This window comes from Streptomyces sp., from assembly GCF_035563135.1.
Lineage (GTDB): Bacteria > Actinomycetota > Actinomycetes > Streptomycetales > Streptomycetaceae > Streptomyces.
The window spans coordinates 1-11,747 of sequence record NZ_DATMVN010000782.1 but is presented as its reverse complement, the minus strand read 5'-3'; the positions used below and the strand labels follow the sequence as shown (position 1 = coordinate 11,747).

Genomic DNA, 11,747 nt, shown 5'->3' with positions numbered 1-11,747 from the left:
GCGGCCGCTTGACCCGGCGCCCGGGCTTCGGGGCGTCGTCAGCCGGGAGGGGCTGGGGCGCCGGGGCGGGCCAGGCGTAGGCGGTGACGGGGACTTCGGCGGTCCGCGGCCCGGGCCCGTAGGCAGGCGGCGGCGGGTAGGCCGCCTCGCCACCGCCGTACGCGGCGCCGTCGGCGTACGAACCCGTGCCGTACGCACCGTACGAGGCACTGTCGTGCGAACCGTTGTCGTGCGAGGGGGGCATCGGGGTCTCGCCGCTCGGGCGGTGGCTGTCGGTCATGTCCACGAGAGTGGCCAGCGAACATGAGAGCAGCCTGAGTACGTCCTGAGAAGCCCGGCAGAACCTCGTATGTCCTGAATGAGGAGGCGCTCTGCTACGGCGCGGTCACCGTCGGTTCGCCGCAGCCGCACGATTGCCGCACCACCAGCGCGGACGGGAACTGCTTCAGCCGCTCGCGCCGCGATCCCGAGACCCGCAGCGAGTCGTCGAGCACCAGGTCCACGGCCGCCCGCGCCATCGCCGGGCGGTCCGAGGAGACCGTCGTGAGCGGCGGATCGGTCAGCCCCGCCTCCTTCACGTCGTCGAAACCCGCGACCGCGAGCTCCCCCGGTACGTCGATCCGCAGCTCGCGCGCGGCCCGGAGCACGCCGATGGCCTGGTCGTCCGTCGAACAGAAGATCGCCGGGGGCCTGTCGGGGCCGGAGAGCAGCTTCAGGGCCACCTGGTAGGCGTCGTAGCGGTTGTACGGGGCGTGGAAGAGGCGGCCCTCCGTCGGCCGGCCGGCTTCCTGCATCGCCCGGCGCCAGCCCTCGATGTGGTCGGCGACCGGGTCGCCGACCACCGGGGTCGACTCCATGCCGCCGAGGCACGCCACGTAGGCGTTGCCGTGCTCCAGGAGGTGGCGGGTGGCGAGCTGGGCACCGCCGACGTCGTCGGTGACGACCGCGACGTCGTCGATCGCCTCGGGGCGTTCGTGCAGCAGGACGACACGGGCGTCCCAAGCCTCTATCTCCGCCGCCGCGCGCTCGCTCGGGCCCTGGCTGACCAGGATCAGCCCGGAGACCCGCATGCCGAGGAAGGCCCGCAGATAGTGGACCTCGCGCTCGTCGCGGTAGTCGGAGTTGCCGACGAGCACCATCTTCCCGCGCTCGGCCGCCGCCTGTTCGACCGCGTGCGCCATCTCGGCGAAGAACGGCTGCCGGGCGTCCGGAACGATCATCCCTATGAGGTCGGTGCGCCGTGAGGCCATGGCCTGGGCGACCCGGTCGGGCCGGTAGCCCAGCTCCTTGATGGCGGCGAGCACCCGTTCGCGCGTGGCCGGGGCGACCGGCCTGGGTCCGTTGTTGATGACGTAGCTGACGACCGCTGTCGAGGTCCCCGCCAGTCTCGCCACATCGTCCCGCGTCACCTTGGCCACGCGCGGCAGTCTACGCGGATCGACCTACCGCTTGGCAGGCCGGACCGGGGCTTCTTCCGGGATCTCGGCATCGGTGGACTGCTCCGAACGGGGGAGGTCACTCCGCACGGTCTTCGACGCCGCCTTGACCTTGGCCTCCTCCGAGGACCGGTCCGTCTTCTCGGGGGTGACGAAGCGGTAGCCGACGTTGCGTACGGTGCCGATCAGCGACTCGTGCTCGGGGCCGAGCTTGGCCCGCAGCCGCCGCACGTGGACGTCGACCGTGCGGGTGCCGCCGAAGTAGTCGTAGCCCCAGACCTCCTGGAGCAGCTGGGCGCGGGTGAAGACCCGGCCCGGGTGCTGCGCGAGGTACTTGAGCAGTTCGAATTCCTTGAAGGTCAGGTCGAGGACCCGGCCCTTGAGCTTGGCGCTGTACGTCGCCTCGTCGACCGACAGGTCGCCGTTGCGGATCTCCATGGGGGAGTCGTCGGCGGTGATCTGCTGGCGGCCGGTGGCCAGCCGCAGCCGGGCCTCGACCTCGGCGGGCCCGGCGGTGTCCAGCAGGACGTCGTCGATGCCCCAGTCGGCGGTGACGGCCGCGAGGCCGCCCTCCGTGACGACGAGGACCAGCGGGCAGCCGGGTCCGGTGGACCGCAGCAGTTGGCAGAGCGAGCGCACCTGGGGCAGGTCGCGTCGGCCGTCGATGAGGATGACGTCGGCACCAGGGGTGTCGACGAGCGCGGGACCCTCGGCGGGAGCGACCCGCACGCTGTGCAGCAGAAGACCGAGGGCGGGAAGCACCTCCGTCGACGGTTGAAGGGCATTTGTCAAAAGCAGCAGTGAACTCATCGCCGCCCACCTGTCCGGGTCGTCGGTCGATCGTGCACGGTCAGCTCGCCCATTACGTCGGTCCTCCTCGTTCCCTGCGAGAGGGGCACTCCCGGGTCGGACCCGGGGGAGATGCGGCACTGCTTCGTACTACCCGTACGGCCGTCACCCGCGACGGCCGTCATACGGTTCTCACTGCGCGGTCCCGCGCCCGGGGACCGCTGAGCTTGTGGAAACGTCGCTGTAACAACGCTCGGAAAGCACAAAAGGACCCGGGGGCTGCTTTGCCCGGATCCTCTTCGCAGCACAATAGCCCACATGAGTTCTGTGTCCGAGGGGCGTTTCCTGAGTTCTTCTGTTCCCTCGATCACGCCCGTACCCCGTCGCGCCACGTTGCTGACCGGTGACGGGGTCCGTATCGAGGCGGTGTACACCCCGTGTACGGCGGGTGCCGGGGCCGGCGCGTCCGGGGAGACGGCCGTGGTCCTCGCGCACGGGTTCACCGGCGCGGCCGACCGGCCGGCGCTGCTGCGGGCCGCTGCGGTGTTCGCCCGGCGTACGGCCGTGATCACGTTCTCCTTCCGGGGGCACGGAAGGTCCGGCGGACGCTCCACCGTGGGCGACCGCGAGGTGCTGGACCTGGCGGCCGCGGTCGCCTGGGCGCGGTCGCTGGGACACCGTCGGGTCGTCACGGTCGGCTTCTCGATGGGCGGTTCCGTGGTGCTCCGGCACGCCGCTCTGTATACGGCGCCGGGAGCCGGGGAATCCCCGGCCGGAAAATCCGGGGCGGTGGAGGCCGAACGGGCGGTACAGCGCATTGAGGCGCGTAGGGCGCACGAGGGGCGCGCGGGGGCGCATTCAGGGGGGCGCGTGAAGGCGTCGATGGAGGCCCATACGGACGCGGTCGTCTCCGTGAGCGCACCGGCCCGCTGGTACTACCGGGGCACGGCCCCGATGCGCCGCCTCCACTGGGTCGTCACCCGCCCCACGGGCCGGCTCGTCGGCCGCTACGGCTTCCGCACCCGGATCCACCGCGAGGACTGGAATCCCGTGCCGCTCCCGCCGGTGGAGGCCGTCCCGCTGATCACCGTGCCCCTGCTGATCGTGCACGGCGACCGTGACCCGTACTTCCCCGTCGACCACCCGCGGATGCTGGCAGGGGCCGCGCCGGACGGAGCGGAGCTCTGGCTGGAACGCGGCATGGGCCACGCGGAGAACGCGGCGGACGAGGGGCTGCTGGCCCGCATCGCCGACTGGACGGAGCCGGTGTGCTCCATGATGGACAGCTGACGTACGACGAAAGGGGTGCCGCCATGGCAGCGGGGACGATCCGCTACTGGGCCGCGGCCAAGGCCGCAGCGGGGACCGCGGAGGAGCCGTACACGGCGGAGACGCTCGCCGAGGCGCTCGACGGGGCGCGCGAGCGGCACCCCGGTGAGCTGGCGCGGGTACTGCTCCGATGTTCGTTCCTGATCGACGGGAATCCCGTGGGGACCCGCGGTCATGAGACCGTACGGCTTGCTGAGGGCGGCACGGTCGAGGTGCTCCCGCCGTTCGCAGGAGGGTGAACCGCAGACCATGAGCAACACCGATCAGCAGTATCCGTACGACCCGGCGCACGGGCAGCAGCCCTACGACCCGGCGCACGGTCAGCAGCCCTACGGCCCGGAACACGGTCAGCAGCCTTACGGCCCGGTGTACGGGCAGCAGCACGAGCAGCCGGCGTACGGGCAGCAGCGGGATCAGCAGCAGCCGCCGTACGGGCCGCAGCAGCCCTACGACCCGGCGGTCGGGCCGCAGGACCAGCAGCCGGCGTACGGGCAGCGGCCCGCGCAGCCCGTATACGGACAGCAGCCGTACGCGCAGCAGCCACCCGCCGTGCACCCGGAGCCTGTCGCGTACCCGGAACCCGCCGGATACCCGGAACCCGCCGCGTACCCGGAGCAGGGCGGGCCCGGGGCTCCCGGCGGTCAGGGCGAGGCCCAGACCTGGCAGGGACAGACCTGGGACACCCGGTACCAGCCCGCGATCCAGCCGCAGCACCGCGCCGCGCCCGCCACCGGGCAGGGCGGGGCCCCGGGCGCCCACCCGCTGCCGCCCGAGGCCCCGGCCGCAGTACCGCCCGCTCCGCCGGCTCCGTCCGTACCGTCGGCTCCGTCGGCGGCCTTCGCCGGCTCCGACTACAGCGCGCCCACCACCCTGGGCAACAGCCGGATCACCGACGCCCAGCGGGCCCGCGCCGAGGGGCGTTCGCCGATCATCGCGCCGGGGATGCAGCCCGCCGCGATCACCGCGGGACTCGGGCTGCTCCTCGCCCTCGGTGCGGCGGTCGGGCCCTACGCCCTGCTCGTGCCTCTGGTGCTGCTCCAGGCGGTGACGGCCGCCGGGTGGTTCCGGCTCAACGGCATGTGGCCGGCCAGGCAGGGCATCGCACTCGCGTTCGCCGGCGGTGTCGTCGCCGACGCCGTGCTGCTCGTGGCGGGCCGGAGCAACGCCCCGGCGGCCATCCTCGGCACGCTCGGCGTCTGGGTGCTGCTCACCCTCGTCCTCCAGCTGCGCAGCCACGCCGGAGCCGATGAACGGATGTACGGCCTGACGGCCACTGTCGCCTCGGCCGCGCTCGCAGTGCTGGCCGCCGGACACCTGGCGGCCGTCCCGGACGCGGTGACGGTGGGCGGCATCGCGGTCGCCGTGGCCACGCTCGTCAGGGCCCTGCCGCTGCCCGGACCGGTGTCGGTCGTCGTGGCGCTGCTCGCGTCGGCGGGTGCGGGCCTGGCTGCCGGAGGTCTCACGGACTTCGGCGCGCAGGCCGCGTTCCTCGGGTTCGCGGCCGGCGGCTGCGCGCTGATCGGACTGCGTGTCGCGAGCTACGACTACCCGTCCCGCTTCGTGCACATGACGGCAGGGGTGGCGCTGCCGCTCACGGCCGCGGCTCCCGCCGTCTATCTGATCGGCCGTGCGCTCGCCTGACACCACGGACGTTCCTGACGTCCTTTCACCCGGTTCCCCTGTTCCGGGGAACCGGCCGGGCCTCCCACTCGTCGGTCACTCCGAGCGCGCCGCACAGCGGCAGTAGGCTCACGCGTCAGGGTCCGGCCGGTCCGAGTGGGAGAACAACAGGCATGCGAGCACTGCGAACACTGCTGATCATCGCCGTGGTGCTGGGCGGCGTCTTCGTCGCCGTGGACCGCGCCGCCGTGTATTTCGCGGAGTCGGAGGCCGAGCAGCGGGTGACTTTCGGCGGCGCCGAAGCCGGGTCGACCGAGGTCTCGATCAAGGGCTTCCCCTTCCTGACGCAGGTCGCCGGGTCGGAGTTCGACCGGGTCGACGTCACGGTCGAGGACATCCGCGCCAGCGCGGCCGGGCGGGAGATACGCATCAGCGAGATCCGGGCCCAGCTCCGGCAGGTGACGCTGGGCGCCGGTTACACCAGTGCGACGGCCTCCCGGGCCACCGGGACGGCCGTCATCCCGTACGCGGCTCTCACCGAGGCCGCCGACGAGGGTGTCACCGTCGCCTACGGCGGCGACGGGAAGGTCAAGGTCACCGGTTCCGTCCGGATCCCGCTGCTGGAGCAGACCGTCACGCGCAGCGTGCTCTCCACCGTCACCCTGGTGGACGGGGACACCGTCAAGGTGCACGCCGACGAGGTCCCGGGCGAAGGCATCCCCGGCCTGGAGGACCTGGTCAGGAAGAAGACCGACTTCGAGCGCGTGATCGGCGGGCTGCCCGACGGCCTGAAGCTCCAGAAGATCGAGGTGGCGCCGGGCGGCCTGGAGATATCGATGACGGGCGCCGGCATCCGGCTGGCGGGATGACGACGCGGCTGTGCGGCCACGGATGACCCCCGGGCAGCCGGGGTAGGGCCTTCCGGGGGCGGACCGGACGGGCGATCCAGATGCTGAGACGGGTGTGTCCGCTCCGCAGATGAACCTCGGGCGAAGCCCTGCGCGTCCCGGGCGGCCGAGGGTTCCGGCCGCTCACTCGTCTCGCATCACGGACGATCGTGTCTCATCATCCGATACGACGGTGACATCTCCGCCCGTACCTCCCTACGATCGGACGCATGAAGCGACAGGCGGACCTCACGAAGCGGCGGGCAGTAGACCTGTGCCGCGTCGCCGCCATGCTCTGTCGCACCTTCTGAGCGGGACCCTCTCCCGTTTCCCCCGGCCCTTCGATGACATCAGGGCCGAACCCGTGCCTTCCGTACGCGTTCCGCGCCGAGCACCTGCGCGTACATCCCGCACACCGCACCGCGCACCACCCCGCCGCAGACTGCCCCGGAGGAGAAACACATGAGCCGCGCAGACGTTCTGGTCGACGCCGACTGGGTCGAGGCCCACATCGACGACCCCCAGGTCGCCATCGTCGAGGTCGACGAGGACACCTCGGCGTACGAGAAGAACCACATCAGGAACGCGATCCGGATCGACTGGACCAAGGACCTCCAGGACCCGGTCCGCCGTGACTTCGTCGACCAGGCCGGCTTCGAGAAGCTCCTGTCCGAGAAGGGCATCGGCAACGACACGCTGGTCGTCCTCTACGGCGGCAACAACAACTGGTTCGCCTCGTACGCCTACTGGTACTTCAAGCTGTACGGCCACGAGAACGTGAAGCTGCTCGACGGCGGCCGCAAGAAGTGGGAGCTCGACTCCCGCGACCTGACCGACGCCGTCCCGACGCGCCCGGCCACCCAGTACAAGGCCAAGGCCCAGGACGAGTCGATCCGCGCCTACCGCGACGACGTCGTGGCCGCCATCGGCAGCCAGAACCTCGTCGACGTGCGGTCGCCCGACGAGTTCAGCGGCAAGCTGCTCGCCCCGGCGCACCTCCCGCAGGAGCAGTCGCAGCGCCCCGGCCACGTGCCGAGCGCCCGCAACATCCCGTGGTCGAAGAACGCCAACGACGACGGCACGTTCAAGTCGGACGACGAACTCAAGGCGCTCTACGAGAACGAGCAGGTGGACCTGTCCAAGGACACCATCGCGTACTGCCGCATCGGTGAGCGCTCCGCGCTCACCTGGTTCGTGCTGCATGAGCTGCTCGGCCAGGAGAACGTCAAGAACTACGACGGTTCGTGGACCGAGTACGGCTCCCTCGTGGGCGTGCCGATCGAGCTCGGCGCCAACAAGTAACCACTCGGCTCCGACACGCCATTTCGCAGGACCCGATCAGCAGGACCCCGACCCGAAGGACAGAACACCATGTGTGGAGCACAGGCCGGCGGCCCCGACGCTTCGACGATCAAGCCGGGCGAGACGACCATCCAGGGCAGCGTGACCCGCGACGGCGAGCCCGTCACCGGCTACGTCCGTCTCCTGGACTCGACCGGTGAGTTCACCGCAGAGGTCCCGACCTCGGCGACCGGACAGTTCCGCTTCTACGCGGCCGAGGGCACCTGGACGCTCCGCGCCCTGGTTCCGGGCGGCACCGCCGACCGTACGGTCGTGGCGCAGACCGGCGGTCTCGCCGAGGTCGCCATCGCCGTGTAGTTCACGCACACGGACCGGCCGGAGGGCCGCACCCCAGGGGGTTGGACGCCACCTGGACAGGGGTGCGGCCCTTCGTGCCGTCCGCGTGCGCTTCCGCGCCGACGGGTCCTACGCTGGAGACATGTACGCCCGGCGCAGGCGCGCCTATTTCCTGATGATGGGCGGATGCCTCTTCCTCTTCGTCTCCGCCTGGGCCTTCGTGCGCCTGTGGTCCGTCCCGGCGGCGGTGGCGATGTGTGTTCTCGCCATGGTCATACCGCCCGTCGCGGCGGTCGTCGCCAACCGCCGGGGTCCCGAGGACCGTTGGTGGGACGAGGCCTCTCCGGGCGCCGGGCCCGGGGAGCCCCGGCAGCCCCAGGACTCCCGGTACCCACAGGACTCCCGGTACCAACAGGGCGCCCGGCAGCAGCGGAGTCCCCGGCACCGGCAGGACCCCCCGCCCCGCTCACCCCGGGAGAAACCCACGGGCGACCCGACGTCGGACGCGTGGTGGGACGAGCTCGACGGCAGGAACCGCCGCCGGTAGCCGGCCGGGTCCCCGGATCAGTAGACGAGGGCCTGGGTGCCGTCCGTCATGGCCTCCTGCACGAACACCTGGGCGCCGGCGATCCGCACGCCCTCCAGGACGTCCTTCTCCGTGATGTCGCGACGCGCCGCGCACTGGGTGCAGAGCGTGATCCCACCGCCCGCCAGGATCGAGTCGATCAGATCGGGCAACGGCGCGGCGTGCGGCAGGTCGAATTCGGCGGCGCGTCCCGGCAGGGCGAACCAGGAGGACTCGCCGGTCAGCCACAGGGAGACCTCGACCCCGCTGGCGACGGCCACGGCCGCCACGGTGAAGGCCTGCGAGCAGCGCTCGGGGGCGTCGGCTCCGGCGGTCACCTTGATCACGAGCTTCTTCGGCATGTACCGAACTGTAATCCCCGGCCGGACAGCCTCCCCTGTGCCCCACCGGGCCGTGGCCCCGCAGAACCAGCTCCTGGGCTGAACCTGCCGCGCCCCAGGGAAAGCCCCGGGCCGCCGTGCCGGGCCCCCACCCATTAGGCTGGGGGCCCGGCCGTCCGCTGCCGTCACGTCGTTCGTCCCGAGGAGCTCTTGTGCTTGAGGTTTTCTTCTCCGCCCTGCTGGTCCTGGTCTGCGTCGGCGTGCTCGCCTTCGCCGCAGTGACCGTGAAGAAGCTGTACCAGGGCCAGCGCTGACCCTCGCCGAACACCTCCCGTACACCCTCACAGATCGTCTGAGCCGCTCATGATCGAGATTCCGTCCGACCTCCACCCGGACCTCGTGCCGCTGGCCTTCCTCCTCGGCAACTGGGCGGGTGCGGGCGTCTCCGACTTCCCCGGCGCCGAGAAGTGCAACTTCGGCCAGGAAGTGACCTTCAGCCACGACGGCCGCGACTTCCTCGAGTACGTCTCGCACTCCTGGGTGCTGGACGCCGAGGGCAAGCAGGTCAAGCCGCTGGAGTCCGAGTCCGGCTACTGGCGCATCGACAAGGACCGCAAGGTCGAGATCGTCATGGTCCGCGACCAGGGCATCGTCGAGGTCTGGTACGGCGAGCTGGCGAAGCAGAAGCCGCAGATCGACATCGTCACCGACGCGGTGGCCCGCACCGCCGCCTCCGGCCCGTACAGCGGTGGCAAGCGCCTCTACGGCTATGTGAACAGCGACCTGATGTGGGTCGGCGAGAAGGCCACCCCCGATGTGGAGCTGCGGCCGTACATGTCGGCGCACCTCAAGAAGGTCGTCACCCCGGAGGAGGTCGCCGCGATGGCGAAGAGCCTCGGGGACATGCCGGACGACGGCATCGCGTTCTTCAAGTAGACCCGCGCAGCCCCGGCACCACCCCGGTGCCGGGCTTTCGCATGCTCCGGACGTACGGCTCGGACGATGCCCACCCGGAGCGAGGGGGTTAACAGATCGCCGTGCACTGCAATGCGCTTACGTGTGGTGTGTGGGCTCGCTACGGTAAGAGCCGCAGCGGAGGCCATCGCGTGGTCCGGCCGGTTCGGGACACGCGAAACCCCCAGTCGCATTGCGCGCGACTGGGGGTTCCGTAAGCCGTGCTTCGGGCGGCATGCGTGCAGAGGCGGACCCGAAGCGTTCGTATCCCACGCTACCACGGTGGGTGCCGACGCCGTCCAGAGGTGCGCCGTCATCATCACGGCAGGGGCCGGGAACAGGGGGGAATCATGGCGGACGCGTGGCCGGACTGGATGGAGCGGACGTTCTCGCAGCCCAGAATGGAGCCGTATCTGGACGCGTGCGACGGCGACGTCTCGCAGGCAGGCCGGCTGTACTGGTGGAACGTCGAGGTCTGCGCGGCCCTCTACGGGCCGCTGCACTGTCTGGAACTCGCTCTCCGCAACGCCTTGCACGGGACGCTGACCGATCACTACGGGAGGGCGGACTGGTGGGAGGCGGCACCCCTCAACGCGCAGGGCCTGCGGCTCGTGGCGAAGGCCCGTTCCAAGTGCGCGGGCCGGCAGGGATCCGGACGGCGCTCGGTGGAGGCGGATGACGTGGTGGCGGAACTGTCCTTCGGCTTCTGGGCCGCCCTGCTCAGCGGCGGTTCCGGCTACGACCGTAAGTTCTGGGTGCCCGTGACCCACAAGGCGTTCCCCCACTACGCGGGGCGCCGTGACGCCCTGTACGACGCGCTGTGGTCCTTGGTGCTCCTGCGCAACCGGGTGATGCACCATGAGCCGGTGCACAAGCGGCACCTCGCGGCGGACCATGCCAAGATCTACCGTCTTCTCGGTTACCTGAGCCACGATCTCGTCCGGGAGGTGCGGACGATGGACCGGTTTGCCGCTGTGCTGCGTCACCGCGGGGCAACCTGTGACGGAAGCCGCCCGCCCCGGTTCTGAGCCCCGGACCGACGGCATCCGGCCGCTCCCGGATCATCCTCGACCCCTCTGGAGGACCTCATGGTGCCCACCCCCGGACGTGTGGTCACGCGTGCGGACATCGCCCGCCGCACGGCGGTCCGACGGCCGGTCGTCAGCAACTGGCAGCGCCGTCACGCCGACTTCCCCGGTGTCGTGTCACGGAGCGACGAGGGCGTGGAGTTGTTCTCGGAAGCCGAGGTGCAGACCTGGCTGGACGGCAGGGTGATCCCCGCGAACGCGCGCCTGGCGGGGGAGGGGGCCGGGGCGACCTATGGTGATCGTTTCCGGCCGGAGGACACCGCAACGGAGTTCCTCGCGGCGGTCCGCGCTCTGGTGGGGGACCCGCAGCACTTCGGTGACCACGTCCCGCTCGACCACTACCTGCTGCTCCTGATGGCCCTCATCCATCTGCGGCAACTGCGTCCGGAGACATGGCGCGCCTGCGTGGGCCGGCCGGACCGCGCGGCCTTGGCTGTGCGGGAGTTCCTTCGGGAGAACGGGCGTCACCAGCTGTCGGATCTGGTCTCCCGGCTGCTGGAGAGGTGCCCGCCGCACATGCTCGCCGGAGTCGTCGGGGCTCTGGACACCGGAGAGCCGGAGAAACCCACCACGTCCGGGTTCGAGGCCGGGGCGAGCGCCTTCGACCTGCTGCTGGCCGCTTACGGAGAGGTGGCTGGCGGGACCGCTGGGGAGCTGCCGACCCCGCCGGCGGTGGCCCGCGCGGTGGCCGGGATGCTGATGGGCGAACCGCCCTCCGGCGAGGGCACGCTCATGCGGCTGCACGACCCCTACTGCCGGGGCGGGGAGATGCTGGCCGCCTCCGTCGACGCTGTGCGAGCCACCGTCTCCACGCCGCTGCGGCTGTCCGTGAGCGGGGCCGGGGCAGGAGCCCTGCAGAGCGAACTGGCAGGGATGAACTTGGCGCAGCGGGGCCAGCCGGCGGACCTGCGCCCGGAGCCGGAGCCGGGGCCGGGGCCGGGGCCGGAGGATCGTGGCAGCGGCCCGGGGGCGCGGTTCGACCGTGTCCTGGTGAACCCGCCGTTCAATGCCAGACTCAGCAGCGGCTCCGGGGGGTCCGTCCCGCACTGGAGATACGGTGATCCGCCACTCCACAACGCCAACTACGACTGGCTCCAGTA

Annotated in this window: 13 protein-coding genes and 2 pseudogenes; 11 read left to right on the top strand and 4 right to left on the bottom strand. The window is 71.2% G+C overall.

The window, feature by feature from the left end:
• The 3 genes and pseudogenes from VN520_RS34805 to VN520_RS34795 all read right to left on the bottom strand — a co-directional run.
• Window positions 1–280 (bottom strand): annotated as a pseudogene (locus VN520_RS34805) (serine protease); the annotation flags it as partial.
• A 94-nt stretch (window positions 281–374) separates the two neighbouring features.
• Window positions 375–1,418, bottom strand: coding sequence for a LacI family DNA-binding transcriptional regulator (locus VN520_RS34800; protein ID WP_325750946.1), 1,044 nt, complete (start codon window positions 1,416–1,418; stop codon window positions 375–377).
• A 24-nt stretch (window positions 1,419–1,442) separates the two neighbouring features.
• Entirely contained in the window at window positions 1,443–2,246 is an 804-nt protein-coding gene (locus VN520_RS34795) for a response regulator transcription factor (RefSeq protein WP_325750945.1), read from the bottom strand.
• Window positions 2,247–2,543: 297 nt separating this feature from the next.
• Between VN520_RS34795 and VN520_RS34790 the strand changes: the two genes are divergently transcribed.
• The 8 genes and pseudogenes from VN520_RS34790 to VN520_RS39765 all read left to right on the top strand — a co-directional run.
• Window positions 2,544–3,515, top strand: coding sequence for an alpha/beta hydrolase (locus tag VN520_RS34790; protein ID WP_325750944.1), 972 nt, complete (start codon window positions 2,544–2,546; stop codon window positions 3,513–3,515).
• 23 nt (window positions 3,516–3,538) lie between these two features.
• Window positions 3,539–3,793: a MoaD/ThiS family protein gene (locus VN520_RS34785; protein ID WP_325750943.1), complete on the top strand. Its 255-nt coding sequence runs from the start codon at window positions 3,539–3,541 to the stop codon at window positions 3,791–3,793.
• A 10-nt stretch (window positions 3,794–3,803) separates the two neighbouring features.
• Window positions 3,804–5,195: a hypothetical protein gene (locus VN520_RS34780; protein ID WP_325750942.1), complete on the top strand. Its 1,392-nt coding sequence runs from the start codon at window positions 3,804–3,806 to the stop codon at window positions 5,193–5,195.
• A gap of 152 nt (window positions 5,196–5,347) precedes the next feature.
• A complete protein-coding gene (locus VN520_RS34775; protein ID WP_325750941.1) occupies window positions 5,348–6,043 on the top strand; it encodes a DUF2993 domain-containing protein in 696 nt (231 codons plus the stop codon).
• A gap of 248 nt (window positions 6,044–6,291) precedes the next feature.
• Window positions 6,292–6,372 (top strand): putative leader peptide, encoded by an 81-nt coding sequence (locus VN520_RS39770; protein ID WP_350310325.1) that lies wholly within the window; start codon window positions 6,292–6,294, stop codon window positions 6,370–6,372.
• A 151-nt stretch (window positions 6,373–6,523) separates the two neighbouring features.
• On the top strand, window positions 6,524–7,363 hold the full coding sequence (locus VN520_RS34770; RefSeq protein WP_325750940.1) for a sulfurtransferase: 840 nt from the start codon (window positions 6,524–6,526) through the stop codon (window positions 7,361–7,363).
• A gap of 69 nt (window positions 7,364–7,432) precedes the next feature.
• Window positions 7,433–7,720: a DUF1416 domain-containing protein gene (locus tag VN520_RS34765; protein WP_014154938.1), complete on the top strand. Its 288-nt coding sequence runs from the start codon at window positions 7,433–7,435 to the stop codon at window positions 7,718–7,720.
• Between the two features lie 121 nt (window positions 7,721–7,841).
• Window positions 7,842–8,036, top strand: a pseudogene (locus tag VN520_RS39765) (DUF3099 domain-containing protein); the annotation flags it as partial.
• Window positions 8,037–8,263: 227 nt separating this feature from the next.
• Here VN520_RS39765 and VN520_RS34755 read toward each other — a convergent pair.
• Window positions 8,264–8,626: a DsrE family protein gene (locus VN520_RS34755; protein WP_325750938.1), complete on the bottom strand. Its 363-nt coding sequence runs from the start codon at window positions 8,624–8,626 to the stop codon at window positions 8,264–8,266.
• A 342-nt stretch (window positions 8,627–8,968) separates the two neighbouring features.
• Between VN520_RS34755 and VN520_RS34750 the strand changes: the two genes are divergently transcribed.
• The 3 genes from VN520_RS34750 to VN520_RS34740 form a co-directional block, all read left to right on the top strand.
• A complete protein-coding gene (locus tag VN520_RS34750) occupies window positions 8,969–9,541 on the top strand; it encodes an FABP family protein (protein WP_203181672.1) in 573 nt (190 codons plus the stop codon).
• A 368-nt stretch (window positions 9,542–9,909) separates the two neighbouring features.
• Window positions 9,910–10,587: a hypothetical protein gene (locus tag VN520_RS34745; RefSeq protein WP_325750937.1), complete on the top strand. Its 678-nt coding sequence runs from the start codon at window positions 9,910–9,912 to the stop codon at window positions 10,585–10,587.
• Window positions 10,588–10,647: 60 nt separating this feature from the next.
• The coding region (locus VN520_RS34740; RefSeq protein ID WP_325750936.1) for an N-6 DNA methylase at window positions 10,648–11,747 on the top strand (1,100 nt) is incomplete at its 3' end.